Below are 15,695 nucleotides of genomic sequence, written 5' to 3'. Positions count from 1 at the left end.
GTTCCCTGAATGTTCCCCGGGAACGACTGAGGCCCAACCCGAATTACTCGGATTGGGCCTCTGACCTGCGTGGGCGATACTGGGATCGAACCAGTGACCTCTTCGGTGTGAACGAAGCGCTCTCCCCCTGAGCTAATCGCCCTCAGCGGTGATACTTACTCTACACAGCCCCTCCCCCACCGCTCACGGGGGGTGGCATTCGATCACTGCGGCGGCGTGACCAGGTCCGGCACCGCAGGCACGGGGGGCGCAGGCGGTGGCGGCGGCCCGACGTACTCCTTCAAGGGCGACTCGAGCCACGGCCAGTCGAGTCCGACCCACCCACCGACGGTGTCGAAGATCCCCACACACCAGGCGCAGGCCGTGACGACGCCCAGGATCACCGTCATCACCAGCAGCTGGACCACGCGCGTCTGGCGGCCCATCCAGGCCAGCCAGGCGTCGTATCTGACCCTGACCCAGTGCAGGAGCCGCTTGGCCCAGTGGAACTCGGCGGCGAGCACGCCCAGGCCCAGGAAGATGATCGCCCAGCCGGGGCCGGGCGCGGGCAGCGCGATGAGGCCGAGGATCACGATCGCCCCGCCGAGGACGCCCGCGGTCACGCGGTACGTCGTGTCCAGCACGGGGTTGCGCGCCACCCTGGCCCGGAATGCGCGGTAGCGGACCTTCGTCCGCCGGAACCACTTGCGGAGGCCGGTGTACCGGCGCCGCGGCTTCTGCCCCGCGAGCGCCGGTGCACCGGTGTTGTTCTGCTCCGTCGTACTCAGGTCTCCACCTGCCCAGCCGCGGTCACTGCCGAGGGGGCGGGGGGTGCCTCCCGCCCGCGCTCCAACGAGACTGCGTACGTCTCGTACGTCCCACTACCGGGCGATGCTACTGACAACGGTCCGCTCGCTCCCGAGCGGACGTCGAACGTTCCGACAGCCGTCGGGTCCTCGTCACCGTTGAGCCCCCACAGCACGTAGGTCTGCTCGTCGGCCTGGTTCGGCTCCAGTCCCATCGGGACGATCTCGCGCCGGTCGTCCTGCACGATCACCGCGGCGACCGCCGGCGCACCCGGCTCCGGAGCCAGGAACGCGTGCTCGGTGCCCGGGCGGGCGATCGCAGCGAGGACGCCCTCCATCTGCTGGGCCTGGGCGAGGGTCGCGTCGCGCTCGGCACGCAGGCTCTGGATCTCTCCGACCAGCACCCCGCCCCCGACGAGGACGGCAACTACAGCCGCCGCGGCGACGAGCATCCGGCCCACCCGGCGGCGTCGCCCACGGGGGCGTCCGGGCCCGGCAGGCGGGCGCCCGTCGTCCTCCGTGGGCGACGAGCGAGCCCGGACGGGCGCAGGCTGGGGCCCCGGCACCGACGGGCGCGCGGCGGCCCCCTGCGGCGGCACGGGGCGGCCGTGCCGGCCCGTCGGACGCACCGGCGGGTCCAGCCGGTCCCCCGGCACCGGGCGCTCGTCGGCGTCGCGGTGGACCTGTGGGGTGTGCCGGGCCTGCTCCACGATCGACTCGCGGAGCCTCGGAGACGGATCGTGCTGCGGCAGCGCGGTGGCCAGACCGGTCGTGACGCCCGCGACGTCCGCCGCGGTCCGCCGGCACTCCTCACACCCCGCCAGGTGCTCCACGATGTCGAGCTCCTCGTCGGGTTCGAGAGCGTGCAGCGCCCAGCCGACGGTCTGCTCGCTCATGGGGCAGGGCCGCCCCTCGTTGCCGTTCACGACATCCCCCCGGCCATGCCCCCGCCGGAGTCGCCGACAACCGGCCCCAGCAGGCTGCGGAGCCGGGCTACCCCGGTGAACATCCGCGACTTCACGGTGCCCAGCGGCACCCCGATCATGGCGGCGACCTCACGCTGGGTGTAGCCGCCGTAGTACGCCAGCGCCAGCACCCGGCGCTGTTCGGCCGGTAGTCGGCCCAGGGCGTCCCGCACCTGCCCGGCCACCAGGGCGCCGATGGCACCCTCGTCGGCTCCGGGGCCGGCCGGGGCGTTCCACTCCGTGCCGTCCTCGGCCGCCGGGACGGTCCGCCGCCGGATCACGCTCTCGCGCCGGACGGCGTCGACCGCCTTGTGGTGCACCAGCGTCAGCAGCCACGTCCCGAACTTCCCGCGGTTCGGGTCGAACCGGGACGGGTCCCGCCAGAACGCCAGGAACACCTCCTGGACGACGTCCTCGGCCAGTCCGTCGTCGGCACAGATCCGTCGCGCGAGCGAGTACGCCCGCCGCCCGAACCGGTCGTACAACTCACCCAGTGCGGTGGAGTCGCCGGCGACGATCCGTTGCACGATCCGCGCGTCCTCGGCGTCGTCACGACGGGCGGGTTCGCGGCGCGCGGGACCGTCACCGGGCGGCCCGTACTCCGGATGGTCCGGCGGGTCGGCGATGCCTGCCACCAGCGATGTCCTCACGTTTCGTTCTTCGAGGTCCGCGCCTGAACGGTTCGGACTCCGGCGAGAGTAGTCGGGTCGACGTCGTCCGGCTCACACGCCAGGACGTCGCGGCGCCCGTTCAGCCGCATCACCGCAGCACGGAGTTACAGCCGTGTGACTCGAACGGGCGTCGTCCGGTGGTGATCCATGTTGATGCGCGTCGTACCCGTCACCCCGGGGGCGTCTGGCTCGTTCTCCCGACTGACGCCCCACGCAACGCCCCCAGAAAGAGGATGACCGATGCGCGACGAGTCCAAGACGATCCGGGCGACGGCCATGTTCGAGCTCATCGCTCCGGACGCGCCGGTCGTGCCCGTGAAGGTCGAACTGTCCTACACGAGCCGCGACCCCTACGCCGTCCAGGCCTCGTTCCGGACCGGGCACGACTCCACCGTCGACTGGGTCTTCGCCCGTGACCTGCTCGCCGACGGGCTGATCGACTCCGCCGGCACCGGTGACGTCCGGGTGCAGCCGATGAGCGACGACCCGTCCCGGATCGAGCTCGAGCTGACCTCCCCCTCCGGTCACGCGCTGTTCACCACCTCGGCGCAGACCCTCTCGGAGTTCCTCCAGGCGACCTACGACGCCGTCCCGGCCGCGTCCGAGTACTCGTGGCTCGACTTCGACGCCGCGCTCGCCGACCTGCTCGACACCACCGCCCGGGACTGACCCCACATACCCCACCGCCGGGCGGAGTCGATCTCCGCAGCTGAGAGAACCTCCGGTGGTGGACAGGGGGGCCGCCGTGTCCCCCTCGGGGCGGGTGCTAGGGTTTTCTCATCGCACCGCGGACGAGCGAATGTCCCGAACGCGGTGCTCAGGCGGACGTAGCGCAGCTGGTAGCGCATCACCTTGCCAAGGTGAGGGTCGCGGGTTCGAGTCCCGTCGTCCGCTCGGAGGATCGGCCCTGAGCCGGGACCTTCCAGCAGAGTCCTTCAGGATTCTGGCGGAGTGGCCGAGTGGCTTAGGCAAGGGCCTGCAAAGCCCTGTACGCGGGTTCGATTCCCGCCTCCGCCTCGCGCGATTAGCTCAGCGGGAGAGCACTACCTTGACACGGTAGGGGTCACTGGTTCAATCCCAGTATCGCGCACCACCGGGAATCCCCGGACCGTTCCACGGTCCGGGGTTCTTTTGTCTCCCAGGGCGTTCCCCGCCACTGCCACGCCAGGACGCCGAGCGGGCCGGCCGGGCCGGAGCGAGCAACACAGGGCCCGCAACGCGCGGCCGAGGGCGGCTCCGAGGCACCCGCCCGGCCCGGGATCGGGCCCGTTCAGCACGCCCCAGCACGTCCCGAGCCGAAGATGATCGACACCGACCCCCCTCGACGACGGCCGGGCGTCGTGCGCTAGTGTTCTCCGCACGCACCGGGAACGAGCGGGACGGTTCGGGAACGGTACGGAATGCGGACGTAGCGCAGCTGGTAGCGCATCACCTTGCCAAGGTGAGGGTCGCGGGTTCGAGTCCCGTCGTCCGCTCGGCCGGGTCTCGTTCACGAGCCGGGTATCCGGCGGCGTGGCCGAGTGGCTTAGGCAAGGGCCTGCAAAGCCCTGTACGCGGGTTCGATTCCCGCCGCCGCCTCGCGCGATTAGCTCAGCGGGAGAGCACTACCTTGACACGGTAGGGGTCACTGGTTCAATCCCAGTATCGCGCACCACACCGGGTTCCCCGGGCCGTTCAGCGGCCCGGGGATTTCTGTTTCCCGGGCCCCGTCGCTCGCCGTGAGGCCTTGACACTCCTCCACCCTCCTGGTGACTATGCGCTCAGTAAGCACTGTGATGCACACCACGAGGACGTACACCACGAGGAGGTCCCGATGGAGGTGTCGTGCGCCTTCCCGACGAGCCTGAGCTCGCCGGACGACATCGCGCTCGCCGAGACACTCGGGTACGACCGCGCGTGGGTGTACGACACCCCGCAGCAGAGCCCGGACGTCTGGATGACGCTCGCCCTCGCCGCCGAGCGGACCGACCGGATCGGGCTCGGCCCGGGCGTCCTCGTCCCGAGCCTGCGGCACCCGATGGTCAACGCGGCCGGCACCGCCACCCTCGCCGCGCTCGCCCCCGGCCGGGTGGCGGTGTCGTTCGGCACCGGCTTCACCGGCCGGCGCGCCATGGGCTACCGGGCCATCACCTGGCGGTTCATGGAGGACTACATCCGCGCCTACCGCGGGCTGCTGCGCGGCGAGGTCGTCGAGTGGGAGGGCGCCCGGATGCGGATGCTGCACCCCGACGGCCACTCCCCCGCCCGGCCGGTCGAAGTGCCGGTACTCGTCGGCGCGCTCGGCCCGAAGGGCGACGCGGTGGCCCGCGAGCTCGGCGACGGCCTGTACGCCACCCTGCAGACGCCGGCGTTCATGACCGAGTACTCCTGGGCGGCCTACCTCCTCTGGGGCACCGTCCTCGACGAGGGCGAGGCCGTCGACACCGAGCGGGTCCGGGCCGCCGGCGGCCCCGGCTGGGCGCTGGCCTACCACGGCGGCTACGAGTTCGGCGGGCCCGAGGCCGTCCGGAGCCTGCCCGGCGGGGACGCATGGATGGACGTCGTCGAGCGGGCATCCGACGACGAGCGCCACCTGGCAGTGCACGCCGGGCACTGCGTCGAGCTCAACGACGCCGACCGGGCCGCCTGGGATGCCGGCGGGCACGTCCTGCTCGACGACGCGACGATCAGCGGGACCCGCGACGAGGTGCGCCGCAAGATCGACGACCTGGCCGGGCGCGGGGTGACCGAGATCGTCTACCAGCCGTGCGGGCCGGACACCCGCCGCGAGCTGGAGCGCTTCCTCGATGCGGCCCGCTCCGTCGCCGCCGTCTGATGCTCAGCCTGCGGCCGGGCCGGGCACGCCGGAGACCATGCTCACGGCCAGATCGGCGTAGAACCGGCCGAGCTGCTCGGGCGAGTCCGGCCCGTCGGGCCGGTACCAGCGCACGAGATCGATGCCCAGCGAGAGCACGGCCCGCACCACCCGGCCCACGTCGACCGGGGTGAACACCCCCTGCTCGACGCCGTCGGCGATCACCGCGCGGAACCGCTCCGGGAACTCCCGCCGGATCGCGGCGATCTCGGTGACGTGCTCGGACGTCAGTCCGGCCAGCTCGTACTGGCAGACCCGCGCCGCGACGTGGTGCCGGGCGTGCCAGGCCACGAACCGGGCGACCAGCTCACGCAGGCGCCCGGCCGGGTCGTCCGGATCCGCGCACCCGGGCAGGTCGATCGCGGCCAGCGCGCTCCGGTGCCCGCGTCGCGCGATCTCGAACAGCACCTGCTCCTTGGCCGGGAAGTGCACGTACAGCGCTGCCGGGCTCAGTCCCGCACCGCCGGAGATGTCACGGGTCGTGGTGCCGGTGAACCCGCGGGCCGCGAAGCACCGCACCGCCGAGCTCAGCAGTGCGCGGGCGACGGGCGCCAGATCCTCGCCCCACAGCTCGTCGATCTCGGCTGCCACGTCGCCCTCCCACCGTGTTCCTTGACACCTCTATCAGATCTGGTGACTATGCGCTCAGTCATCTCGACACCGCCGTCGGAGGAACCATGACCCGTGAGCTGACCATCGTCGTGCCGGAGCTGACCTTCGCCGAGAGCCCGCGCTGGCACGAGGGCCGCATCTGGTTCGTGGACTTCTACACCCACCGCGTGTGCTCCGCCCTCGAGGACGGTGGCGACCTGCGGGTGGAGGCCGAGGTGCCGCAGCAGCCGTCCGGGCTGGGCTGGCTGCCCGACGGCAGGCTACTCGTCATCTCCATGCGCGACGCCCGGATACTGCGCCGCGAGGCCGACGGCACGCTCGTCACGCACGCCGACGTGAGCGCGCACGTCGGTGGCCACCTCAACGACATGGTCGTCGACGCCGAGGGCCGCGCCTTCGCGGGCAACTTCGGGTTCGACCTGATGGGCGGGGCACCGCTCGAACCGTCCGCGCTGGTGCGGGTCGACCCGGACGGCACCGCCACCCCGGTCGCCGGCGACATGTGGTTCGCCAACGGCAGCGTCCTCACCGACGACGGTGTGCTGCTGGTCGCCGAGAGCTTCGGCAACCGGATCAGCGCGTTCGACGTCGGCCCCGACGGCTCGCTGTCCGGACGCCGGACCTGGGCGCGGTTCGGGGACCTGCCCACCGACAGGGACCTGCACACCGCGCTCGCCGGCCTGTCCGTGTCCCCGGACGGCTGCTGCCTCGACGCCGAGGGCGCGCTCTGGCTCGCCGACGCTCTCGGCAACCGGCTGCTACGGGTCCGCGAGGGCGGCGAGATCCTCGAGGAGATCGCCGTCGGCACCGGGGTCTTCGCCTGCATGCTCGGCGGCGCCGACGGCCGCACGCTGTTCGCGTGCACCGCCCCCGACTTCGCCGAGGACGCCCGCCGCAACGCCCGCGAGGGCGCGCTGATGTCGGTGCGGGTGGACGTGCCGCACGGCGGGCGGCCCTGACCGGCGGCCCGCCGCACGCGTCAGCCCGCCGCAGGCGTCAGCCCGCGGTCGCGCCGCTCCCCACGGGCGGGGCGGGGAAGCCGCCGACGGCCTGCTCGAAGGTGTGCGCCACGCGCAGGACGGTCGCGTCCTCGAACTGCCTGCCGACGATCATCAGTCCGCTGGGCAGGCCGTCGACGAGCCCGGCGGGCACCGACGCGGCCGGGTGGCCGGTCACGTCGAACGGCGCGCAGTTACCGATCATCGACAGCGCCGTGGACAGGTACGAATCCAGCGGGGCGTCGCGCCCGATGAGCTCCCGCGCGGTGTAGGGCAGGGTCGGCATGACCAGCACGTCGTAGGACGACAGCGCCGCGTCGTAGGCCGCGCGCAGCTCGTAGGCCAGGTTGCGCGCCATCGCGTAGTACTTCCCGCCGCCCAGCTCGAAGGTGTAGCGCCCGGACATCCCGACCAGCTTCACCGTCTTCGACAGCTCCGCACCGCGGGTGATCCGCTGCGCCGCGTAGTGCGCGATCAGCTCCGGGTCGTAGAGACCCTGTGAGTTCATCCCGTAGCCGTTGCCGTCGACCATCTGGAAGGCCGCGCCCTCGGTGGCGATGACGTTCCAGACCGCCATCGCGTCGAGGTGCCACGGGATCGTCACCTCCTCGACCACGAGCCCCTCCCCGCGCAGCGTCTCCACGGCCGCCCGGACCGCCTCGTCGACGCCCGGGTCGCTCTCCGGTCGCCCGAAGCCCTCGGCGACGACGCCGACCCGGAGCCCGGACGCCGGCGCCCGCAGCGCATCCAGGTAGTCGACGGGTTCGACGACGGTGGGCTGGCGCGGGTCGTACCCGTCGACGCCGGCGAGCACCCCGAGCATCAGCGCGGAGTCGGCGACGGTGCGGGTCATCGGGCCGAGGTGGTCGATCGTCTGCTCGATCGGGAACGCGCCGGTGTAGGGCACCAGCCCGTGCGTGGGCTTGTGCCCCACCCCGCCGCAGAACGCGGCGGGCATCCGGACCGAGCCGCCCTGGTCGCCCCCGAGCGCCAGGTCGACGGCACCGCTTACGACGAGGGCCGCGCTGCCGCTGGACGAGCCGCCGGCGTTGCGCGCCGGGTCCCAGGGGTTGCGCACCGGCGCCGGGCGCGAGGTGAAGCTGCCACCGGAGAAGCAGAGGTCCTCGCAGACCGACTTGCCGGCGATCGTCGCCCCGGCGTCGAGCAGCCGGGTGACGACGGTCGCGTCCCTGGTCGGGACGAAGCCCTCCACCGTGGCCGAGCCGTTGGTCATCGGGACCCCGGCGACGCTGACGTTGTCCTTGATCGCCACCGTCCTGCCGGCCAGCGGGCCCTCGGCGGCGCCCGTGATCGACGTCGTGACGTACCAGCCGCCGTGCGGGTCCTCGGCGGGGTCCGGGGTGGCCCAGGTCCGCGCGGGCGCGGTGGGGGCGGATGCGGCGTACAGCTGTGCGACGCGCTCGGAGGCAGCGAGCGTGGCCGCGACCGCTGGGACGTACTCGTCGATCTCGGCGTCCGTGAGGCCGAACCCGAAGTGCTCGTTCAGCGCGGCCAGCCGGGCCGCGTCGGGTGCAGGGATCGTCACCGGTGTGCTCCTCGTCTCACTCGGGGGGTGCGAGAAGCTTCGAGCGCACGAGGGTGGCGTGTAAAGGCCGGAGCGCGATGCACTACGGTTCTCCTCGCACGCCCCGGAGATCTGCAGGGCGACTGCGGACGTAGCGCAGCTGGTAGCGCATCACCTTGCCAAGGTGAGGGTCGCGGGTTCGAGTCCCGTCGTCCGCTCCATCTTTCACGGCCGCCATCCGTTGCGGTGCCGGGCGAACCCGCCCTCGGAGTCGATCACCTGCCCGGTGATCCAGTACGCCTCGTCGGTGCACAGCCAGGCGATCAGCCGGGCCGGGTCGTCGGGCTCGCCGAACCGGCCGAACGGGAACATCTCCGCCATCGCCCGGAACGCCTCGGCGCCCAGGTAGCCGGTGTCGACCGGCCCGGGGTTGACCGTGTTGACCCGGATCCGGCGGTCGGCGAGCTGGTCGGCGAGGGTGAGCGTGATCCCGGCGACGGCGGCCTTGGCGGCCGCGTAGGCGACCTCGCCGGGCATCGGGCCCTGCGCCTGCCCCGAGGTCATCATGACGATCGCGCCGCCGGGCCGGGTGTCGTCGTGGGCGTTCGCGTACGCCTGCGCCAGCAGGATCGACGCCCGGGCGTCGACCGCCCAGTGCCGGTCCAACTCCTCGCCCAGCTCCCCCAGCGGACCGTCCGAGCCGGACAGGGCCTGGTTCGCGACGAGCAGGTCCAGCGGGCCGGCGAGGTCCCGGGCCGCGTCGACGACGCGTTGCGGTTCCGCCGGATCGGCCAGGTCGGCGTGCAGGCCGGCGACCACCGCGTCCTCGGTCGCGAGGTGCCCGCGGACCTCCTCGACGGCGGCGTCGACGTCGTCGGCGCCCCAGGTCTGGGTCGCGTCGTGCGGGGCGAAGTGCGCGACCACGACGCTCGCACCGTACGCGGCGAGCCGGCACGCCGTCGCGTGCCCGATCCCGCCCCGCCGGCCCGCGCCGGTGACGAGCGCGGTGCGGCCGCGCAGGGGCATCGGATCACGCCGGAGGGTGCTCATGATCCGTGCCTATCGAACGCGGCGGACGCGCGCGAGCCGTTTACCCTTCTACCCTCGGGTGGGCTCCCGGGCGATCGCGCAGCGCAGGTGGGCAGGCAACGCCATCGGGTCCGGCGCCGCACCCTGCAGCCACCGGGTGACCGCCCGCACGTCGTCGGTGCTGCGCACCGGGCCGACGCCGATCACCGGCGACACCGGGCGGCGCTCGGTGTCGCAGGTCTGCACCAGGACCATCAGGCCGGGCCGGCGCCGCGCGCAGACGGGCGCCCCGAGCGGGCAACCGGACGTCACCAGCATCCCGTGCCCGCTGTCCCGGACGACCGCCCGCAGGCCCTCGACCAGCACCTCGTCGACGCCGGGCAGCGCGGCGACCGTGCCGCACGCATCCTCGTCGAAGCCGGAGGACATGTGTGCGCAGCTCGCACACCGCACCGCCGTGAACCCGTCCATGTCGCACCTTCCTGCAAACAGGAATCATTGTCGTTAGTTCGGCGACCGTACCAGCCGAAGGCGCGCGAAGGGGTCCGCCGAGAGAGTTCCGGCGTAGCGTCGGTGACATGCGCCGACGCCGCCGCGAGCCGGTGCAGGTCGTCACCGACCTGCGCGAGCCGCTCGCGGTCGAGCACGGCCGCCGGATCCGGATCCGGCTGGTGGCGATGACCGTCTGGATCGCGGGCGCGATCCTCGCCGGGACGCAGTGGCGGGACGGGTGGACGGCGACGACGATCCTGCTGGCCAGTGGCCCCGGGCTCTGGATGGTGTGGTGGCTGCTCGCCACGCCGCGCGATCGAGGATCACGCGAGCCGGTGCACCGGTCCGGCCCCCGGCAGCTCCCGGGGCCGCCGGACGGGTGAGCGGTCCTACCCCGCCGCGGGCAGCACCGTGCGCGGCAGCAGGTCCGGGAAGTGGCCGCCGAACCGTTCGGAGTGCCTGCGCCACTCGCGCGGGTAGCCGAGCGAGACCTCGACGAACGGCACGTCGTCGACCACCACCGTCCGCGGGATGTGCAGGTGGCCGTGCACGACCGCCGCGGCCCGGTAGCGCAGGTGCCAGTCCGCCGTCGCCGTCGTCCCGCACCACAGCGCGAACTCCGGGTACCACAGCACGTCACAGGGCTTGCGGACCAGCGGCCAGTGGTTCACCAGGACGGTCGGGAGGTCCGGGGGCAGCGCGTCGAGACGGGCGGTCGTCGCCGCCACCCGGTCGGCACTCCACGCCTGCCTGGTCGGGTGCGGGTCCGGGTGCATCAGGTGCTCGTCGGTGCACACGACCCCGGCGGCGTAGGCGACCTCGAGTCCTTCCTCCGGCGTGGACGTGCCGGCGGGCAGGAACGAGTAGTCGTAGGGCACGAACAGCGGCGCGACGACGGCCGGTCCGCCCGGGCCGTCCCACACCGGGAAGTCGTCCTCGGGGGTGAGCACGCCGACCTCCCGGCAGCGGCGGACCAGCGCGTCGTAGCGGGCCACCCCGCGCAGGGCCTCCTGGGGGCTGTCCGCGTTCTTCGCCCGGGCCCACAGCTCGTGGTTGCCGGGCGTCCAGAGCACGGTGGCGAACCGCTCCCGCAGCGCCGCGAGGGTGCCGACGACGCTCTCGATCCGCTCGTCGACGTCGCCGGCGACGATCAGCCAGTCGCCGGGGTGACCGGGGACCAGCGCGTCGGCGATCTCCCGGTTCTCCCGGTGCCGCACGTGCAGGTCGCTGACCGCGAGCAGGCGCGGGCCGTCGGGAGCGGACACCTCACCAGTAGTACCGGGCGGCCCGGGACCCGACTCCGACCGGGATGGCCGAAAAAGGGTTACCGGGAGTAGGTTACCGGCGGTAGGTTCGACGGCGAGCTGACGACTCGGGGAGATCGACATGGCGGGATCACGCGGCGCGCGGCGCTGGATCAGGTGGGTGCTGCGGCACGGCGCGGTACGACGGGAGGTGTCCCGGCAGGCGGTCAAGGGCGACCTCGGCGCCAAGATGATCATCGATCCGGACGTCGTGCGGGACCCCTACCCGGCCTACGAGGCGATGCGCGCCCAGGGCCGGATGGTCCGCTCCGCGCTCAGCTGGAGCACCGTGGACCACGAGATCACCACGGCCGTGCTGCGCAGCCCGGACTTCTGCGTCGGCCTGCGGATGCCGGAGAACGGCCCGAGCCTGGTGCGGCTGCTGCTCAGCGCGGGTGGGAGCTGGCCGCTCGGGCCGGTCGAGCCGCCGTCGTTGCTCGCGATCGACCCGCCGGACCACAACCGGATCCGCAAGCTGGTCACCCGGTCGTTCAGCGCCAAGGCGATCGCCCGGCTGCGCGGGCGCACCGAGGAGGTCGCCACCGGGTTGCTCGACGAGATGGAGGCGCGGACCGGCCCGCACCGGCGCGCCGACCTCATGGCCGAGTACGCCTCGCTGCTCCCGGCGACCGTCATCGCCGAGATGCTGGGCGCGCCGGTGTCGATGCGGGAGAAGTTCCTGGAGTGGGGCGAGGGCGGCGCGTACTCGCTCGACATGGGCCTCGGCTACTCGATGTTCCGGAGCTCGGAGAAGGACATCGACGCCCTGTCGGACTGGCTGTCCGGCCACTTCGAACACCTGCGCCGACACCCGAACGACAGCATCCTGTCCTCCCTGGTCCAGGCCTACGACGAGGGCGAGGGCCGGCTCACCTCCGACGAGCTGCTCTCGCTCGCGCTGCTGCTGCTCGCGGCCGGGTTCGAGACGACGGTCAACCTGATCGGCAACGGCACCAAGCTGCTGCTCGCCCACCCCGACCAGCTCGACCGGCTGAAGGCCGATCCGTCGCTGTGGCCGAACGCGGTCGACGAGATCCTCCGCTTCGACTCCCCCGTGCAGCGCACCGGCCGGGTCGCGGCGCGCGACACCGAGGTGTGCGGCTACCCGGTCCGGCGCGGCGCGCTGGTGCTGACCCAGCTCGGCGGCGCGAACCGGGACCCCGCGGTGTTCCCGGACCCGGACCGGTTCGACGTCGGCCGCGACGGTGCCGACAAGCACGTCGCCTTCAGCCAGGGCATCCACTACTGCCTGGGCGCCGCGCTGGCGAAGATGGAGGGTGAGGTCGGGCTGCGTGCGCTCTTCGACCGGTACCCGGACCTGACCGCGGACGGTCCGGCCGAGCTGCGCAGCACCCGGGTGCTGCGCGGCTACCGGAGACTCCCGGTCCGCCTCGGCGACGCCCGCGTCCCGGTCGGGGCCTGAGCCCCGGCCCGGCCCGGGTCAGGCCCGGGTGGAGGCGCTGGTGACGGTCGTCGTCACCAGGCTGATGATCGCCATGCCGATGACCAGGTGGATCACCCCGGTGGCGATCCCGACGGTCAGCGGCTCGGTGGCGAACGCCAGCGGGTAGACGGTCGCGACGGCGGTGAGCAGGCCGGCGATCCAGCCGAAGTAGGCCATCGGGCTCGGCACCGCCATCAGCAGGAGCTGCGCGAGGCCGGTCGCAGCCAGCGCGGCGATCGCGGCGATGATCGCCAGCTGCACCGCGCCGTCCCAGCCGCCGATCGCGTTCGCCTCGATCGGGGCCAGGTACGGGATCTGCAGCAGCACCCGCACGATGAGGAACCCGACGAGCGCGATCAACGCGGCGATGACGGCGGTCGCGACCCCACCGGCCCACAGCCGGCCCGCCTGCACCGCCGGCCGGTGCGGGGCACGGGACCCGCGGCTCATCTCACGGGTCCGGTCGTCGGCCTCGGACATCGTCGTCTCCCCCGGTGTCGTGCAGAAACTGTGCAGGTGGGCGACAGTGTGACGCATCCGGCCGGGCCCCGCCGCCCGGACGATCACCCAGCGTGCCGGGAAGGCTACGCGCCACGGGGGCGACGCGGAACCAGCCGTACCGGATACCGGGTACTCACTCACCGATCGAGTGCCGCGAGCGCCGTCTCGGCGTCCTCGACGACCGCTCGGCGCCTGCGCTCGAGCTCCCCGCCCGCCTCGGCGGCGGCGCCCATGTTGCCCTGGGCGTAGCGGGTCCAGACCCCGGCGCCGATGCACGCGCAGCGCCAGTGCGCGAACGCCACCCAGTACGGCAGCTGCTCCAGCGAGCGCCCGGACCGCTCGGCATACCGGATCGCGACCTGGTCGCGCTCGGGCCAGCCCGCCGCCGCCGTCGGGCCGCTGGTGATGGCCCGGCGCTCGTCACCGGGGCGCTCCCAGGACGCGATCAGCCAGCCCAGGTCGGCCAGCGGTTCACCGAGCGTCGCGAGCTCCCAGTCGAAGATCGCCGCGATCCGGCCACCGCGGAACGACAGGTTGCCGGGCCGGTAGTCCCCGTGCGCGATCCGCACGCCCGTCACGGGTTCCTCCGGCATCCGGGCCAGGAGCTCGCGGTGCGCGGCGTCGATCGCGGCGAGATCGGTGAACGCGCCCGAGTGGGCCTGCTTGTGCCAGCGGCGCAGCTGCCGTTCCAGGTAGCGGCCCGGCCGCAGCAGGTCCCCCAGCCCGACGGCCTCCGGGTCGACGGCGTGCAGCTCGGCGAGGACGTCGGCGGTGTCCAGCCCGCACGCCCGCCGCTCCGGTTCCGGGATCGCCGCGCCGGCGCTGCGGTCACCCGGTACGACGCCGTCGACCCAGCTCATCAGGTAGAAGCCGGCCCCGAGCACGTCCGGGTCCGTGCAGTGGGCGACCGGCTCCGCGACCGGGACCCCGGTGCCGGCGAGGGCGGTGAGGAAACGCCACTCCCGGCTCATGTCGTGCGCGGTGGCGAGCACGCCGCCGGTCGGCGGGCGGCGCAGCGCGAACGACGTGCCCTCGGCGTCGACCACCCGGTAGGTCAGGTTGGAGTGCCCGCCGGAGATCCGTTCCACCGTCACCGCGGCGTCCCCGGTGACGACCTGCGGGGCCTCGGCGGCGAGCCAGCGGGTCAAGGCAACCGGGTCCACTCCATCGTGCGCGTCGGTCATCCCCCGATCCAACATGATCGGTTCGTGGGCGGCCAGGGGTCGCGGCCCGCCGTGCGCGTGGTCAGTCGGGCGGCAGGACGAGGCGGTCCAGCAGCCGGTCGGCCTCGGCATGCGGGTCGGCCGTCAGTCCGGTGTGGACGGGGCCGGGCTGCACGATAGTGCTGCGCGGTGTCGTGAGCCGCCGGAACCGCCTGCCGATGTCCTCCCCCGCTCCCGGGCCGCGGGCCGCCAGCGCTCCGGTGCTGTGCCGGTCCGAGCGCGGCGGCTCCGGCACTGCGGCGACGGCAGCGATCGTCTCCAGGACGTCGGCGACCGCCTCGGCGTCGCAGCCCGGGTCGAGCGCGGCGAGCCGCGCCCGGTCCAGGTGCACCCGGACGGCGAGGACGTCATACCGGCGGCAGTACAGCAGGACCCCGGCGTTGATCGCCTCACCGCGCTCGATCCGCGGAACCACCCGCAGCAGCGCGTACTCGTAGGTGACGCGCCCGGTCACCGCCCGGCACCGCCGATCCGCAGCCACGAGGGGTGCCGGGGCTCCCGGTGGACCGGGCGCGGCCGGCCGGCGACGACGGTCGCGGCGACCCCCGGCAGCCACTGCTCCCGCTGCGCCACGCGCCCGATCAGGGCGGTCAGGTAGGTGTCGCGGACCGCGCCGGGCGAGTCGAAGCCGGGCTCGCCGTCCAGCCACTCGTCGGGGACCAGCGCCAGGACGCCTTCCAGCAGCTCCCGGGTGACCAGCGGGGCCAGGGCCGCGTCGGCCGCGTCGAGATCCGGATGGGCGCCGAGCAGCACGTGGTCACCGGCGTCGAACGGCTTCGCCGGGAAGCGCACCGCGGAGGCCCAGTCGTGCGCGAACGTCAGGGTCGCGCCGTGGTCGATCAGGTACGGGCTGCGGTGCCAGAGCAGCATGTTCGCGTTGCGCCAGGACCGGTCGACGTTGCCGACCAGCGCGTCGAACCACAGCACCCGGCCTGCGCACTCCGGTCCGACGTCGAAGGCGAGCGGATCGAGGTCGAGGGCGCCGGGCAGGAAGTCGATGCCGAGGTTGCGGCCCGCCGAGCCCCGGAGCAGCTCCTGGACCTCCTGGTCGGGCTCGGTACGTCCGAGATCACCGTCGACGTCGACCGTGACGATCTCCGGGACCGGCAGCCCGAGTGCACGCGCCAGCTCACCGGCCACGATCTCGTTGACCAGCACGGAACGGCCCTGACCGGCCGCCACGAACTTGACGGCATACGTCCCGAGATCGTCGGCCTCCATCAGGCCGGGCAGCGACCCGCCCTCCCGCAACGGCGTGACGTAGCGAGTCGCGGTGATGTGGCGCAACACGT

Annotated in this window: 17 protein-coding genes and 8 tRNA genes; 12 read left to right on the top strand and 13 right to left on the bottom strand. The window is 73.2% G+C overall.

From position 1 onward, the window contains the following. Positions 1–70: 70 nt before the first annotated feature. The 4 genes from JOF36_RS14545 to JOF36_RS14530 all read right to left on the bottom strand — a co-directional run bounded on the left by JOF36_RS14545 (position 71) and on the right by JOF36_RS14530 (position 2,385). A tRNA-Val gene (locus tag JOF36_RS14545) sits at positions 71–142 on the bottom strand. Positions 143–203: 61 nt separating this feature from the next. Next, the gene (locus JOF36_RS14540; RefSeq protein ID WP_307862378.1) at positions 204–623 is read right to left on the bottom strand and encodes a TIGR02611 family protein; all 420 of its coding nucleotides are present in this window, start codon (positions 621–623) and stop codon (positions 204–206) included. Positions 624–763: 140 nt separating this feature from the next. Further along, positions 764–1,681: a zf-HC2 domain-containing protein gene (locus JOF36_RS14535; RefSeq protein ID WP_210027352.1), complete on the bottom strand. Its 918-nt coding sequence runs from the start codon at positions 1,679–1,681 to the stop codon at positions 764–766. A gap of 26 nt (positions 1,682–1,707) precedes the next feature. Beyond that, on the bottom strand, positions 1,708–2,385 hold the full coding sequence (locus JOF36_RS14530; RefSeq protein WP_210027351.1) for an RNA polymerase sigma factor: 678 nt from the start codon (positions 2,383–2,385) through the stop codon (positions 1,708–1,710). Between the two features lie 276 nt (positions 2,386–2,661). On the opposite strand from JOF36_RS14530, the gene JOF36_RS14525 reads away from it, so the two are divergent. The 8 genes from JOF36_RS14525 to JOF36_RS14490 all read left to right on the top strand — a co-directional run bounded on the left by JOF36_RS14525 (position 2,662) and on the right by JOF36_RS14490 (position 5,236). After that, the gene (locus JOF36_RS14525; protein ID WP_210027350.1) at positions 2,662–3,090 is read left to right on the top strand and encodes an SsgA family sporulation/cell division regulator; all 429 of its coding nucleotides are present in this window, start codon (positions 2,662–2,664) and stop codon (positions 3,088–3,090) included. 152 nt (positions 3,091–3,242) lie between these two features. Beyond that, positions 3,243–3,315 (top strand) — tRNA-Gly (locus JOF36_RS14520). A gap of 51 nt (positions 3,316–3,366) precedes the next feature. Then, positions 3,367–3,438, top strand: a tRNA-Cys gene (locus JOF36_RS14515). Between the two features lies 1 nt (position 3,439). Continuing rightward, a tRNA-Val gene (locus tag JOF36_RS14510) sits at positions 3,440–3,514 on the top strand. Positions 3,515–3,823: 309 nt separating this feature from the next. After that, positions 3,824–3,896, top strand: a tRNA-Gly gene (locus tag JOF36_RS14505). Positions 3,897–3,927: 31 nt separating this feature from the next. Beyond that, a tRNA-Cys gene (locus JOF36_RS14500) sits at positions 3,928–3,999 on the top strand. Between the two features lies 1 nt (position 4,000). Continuing rightward, a tRNA-Val gene (locus JOF36_RS14495) sits at positions 4,001–4,075 on the top strand. A gap of 159 nt (positions 4,076–4,234) precedes the next feature. Beyond that, entirely contained in the window at positions 4,235–5,236 is a 1,002-nt protein-coding gene (locus JOF36_RS14490) for an LLM class flavin-dependent oxidoreductase (protein ID WP_210027349.1), read from the top strand. A 3-nt stretch (positions 5,237–5,239) separates the two neighbouring features. On the opposite strand, the gene JOF36_RS14485 is transcribed toward JOF36_RS14490, so the two are convergent. Beyond that, positions 5,240–5,866: a TetR/AcrR family transcriptional regulator gene (locus JOF36_RS14485; RefSeq protein WP_307862377.1), complete on the bottom strand. Its 627-nt coding sequence runs from the start codon at positions 5,864–5,866 to the stop codon at positions 5,240–5,242. Positions 5,867–5,952: 86 nt separating this feature from the next. Here JOF36_RS14485 and JOF36_RS14480 point away from each other — a divergent pair, with 86 nt between their 5' ends. After that, the gene (locus JOF36_RS14480; RefSeq protein ID WP_210027348.1) at positions 5,953–6,846 is read left to right on the top strand and encodes an SMP-30/gluconolactonase/LRE family protein; all 894 of its coding nucleotides are present in this window, start codon (positions 5,953–5,955) and stop codon (positions 6,844–6,846) included. A 37-nt stretch (positions 6,847–6,883) separates the two neighbouring features. On the opposite strand, the gene JOF36_RS14475 is transcribed toward JOF36_RS14480, so the two are convergent. Further along, the gene (locus JOF36_RS14475) at positions 6,884–8,431 is read right to left on the bottom strand and encodes an amidase (RefSeq protein WP_210027347.1); all 1,548 of its coding nucleotides are present in this window, start codon (positions 8,429–8,431) and stop codon (positions 6,884–6,886) included. 124 nt (positions 8,432–8,555) lie between these two features. Between JOF36_RS14475 and JOF36_RS14470 the strand changes: the two genes are divergently transcribed. Then, positions 8,556–8,631, top strand: a tRNA-Gly gene (locus tag JOF36_RS14470). A gap of 4 nt (positions 8,632–8,635) precedes the next feature. On the opposite strand, the gene JOF36_RS14465 is transcribed toward JOF36_RS14470, so the two are convergent. Further along, positions 8,636–9,460 carry an SDR family oxidoreductase gene (locus tag JOF36_RS14465; protein WP_210027346.1) on the bottom strand — a complete coding sequence of 275 codons (825 nt, stop codon included), beginning with the start codon at positions 9,458–9,460 and terminating at the stop codon, positions 8,636–8,638. Positions 9,461–9,508: 48 nt separating this feature from the next. Further along, positions 9,509–9,910: a hypothetical protein gene (locus JOF36_RS14460; protein ID WP_210027345.1), complete on the bottom strand. Its 402-nt coding sequence runs from the start codon at positions 9,908–9,910 to the stop codon at positions 9,509–9,511. Positions 9,911–10,017: 107 nt separating this feature from the next. Between JOF36_RS14460 and JOF36_RS14455 the strand changes: the two genes are divergently transcribed. Next, positions 10,018–10,314 carry a hypothetical protein gene (locus tag JOF36_RS14455; protein WP_210027344.1) on the top strand — a complete coding sequence of 99 codons (297 nt, stop codon included), beginning with the start codon at positions 10,018–10,020 and terminating at the stop codon, positions 10,312–10,314. A 6-nt stretch (positions 10,315–10,320) separates the two neighbouring features. Here the strand turns inward: JOF36_RS14455 and JOF36_RS14450 are convergent, their stop codons facing one another. Beyond that, a complete protein-coding gene (locus tag JOF36_RS14450) occupies positions 10,321–11,196 on the bottom strand; it encodes a metallophosphoesterase family protein (protein ID WP_307862376.1) in 876 nt (291 codons plus the stop codon). Positions 11,197–11,317: 121 nt separating this feature from the next. On the opposite strand from JOF36_RS14450, the gene JOF36_RS14445 reads away from it, so the two are divergent. Further along, entirely contained in the window at positions 11,318–12,658 is a 1,341-nt protein-coding gene (locus tag JOF36_RS14445; protein ID WP_245350829.1) for a cytochrome P450, read from the top strand. A gap of 18 nt (positions 12,659–12,676) precedes the next feature. Here the strand turns inward: JOF36_RS14445 and JOF36_RS14440 are convergent, their stop codons facing one another. The 4 genes from JOF36_RS14440 to JOF36_RS14425 form a co-directional block, all read right to left on the bottom strand. Then, positions 12,677–13,159 (bottom strand): DUF6069 family protein, encoded by a 483-nt coding sequence (locus tag JOF36_RS14440; RefSeq protein WP_210027342.1) that lies wholly within the window; start codon positions 13,157–13,159, stop codon positions 12,677–12,679. A 158-nt stretch (positions 13,160–13,317) separates the two neighbouring features. Further along, entirely contained in the window at positions 13,318–14,364 is a 1,047-nt protein-coding gene (locus JOF36_RS14435; protein WP_210027340.1) for a phosphotransferase family protein, read from the bottom strand. 61 nt (positions 14,365–14,425) lie between these two features. Further along, positions 14,426–14,857 carry a DUF3037 domain-containing protein gene (locus JOF36_RS14430; protein ID WP_210027338.1) on the bottom strand — a complete coding sequence of 144 codons (432 nt, stop codon included), beginning with the start codon at positions 14,855–14,857 and terminating at the stop codon, positions 14,426–14,428. Next, positions 14,854–15,693 (bottom strand): HipA family kinase, encoded by an 840-nt coding sequence (locus JOF36_RS14425; RefSeq protein WP_210027337.1) that lies wholly within the window; start codon positions 15,691–15,693, stop codon positions 14,854–14,856. The genes JOF36_RS14430 and JOF36_RS14425 overlap by 4 nt, the downstream gene beginning before the upstream one ends. Positions 15,694–15,695 lie beyond the last annotated feature (2 nt).

Origin of the sequence: Pseudonocardia parietis (assembly GCF_017876315.1) — a bacterium.
Taxonomy (GTDB): domain Bacteria; phylum Actinomycetota; class Actinomycetes; order Mycobacteriales; family Pseudonocardiaceae; genus Pseudonocardia; species Pseudonocardia parietis.
This window is presented reverse-complemented; position numbering and strand designations above follow the sequence as displayed.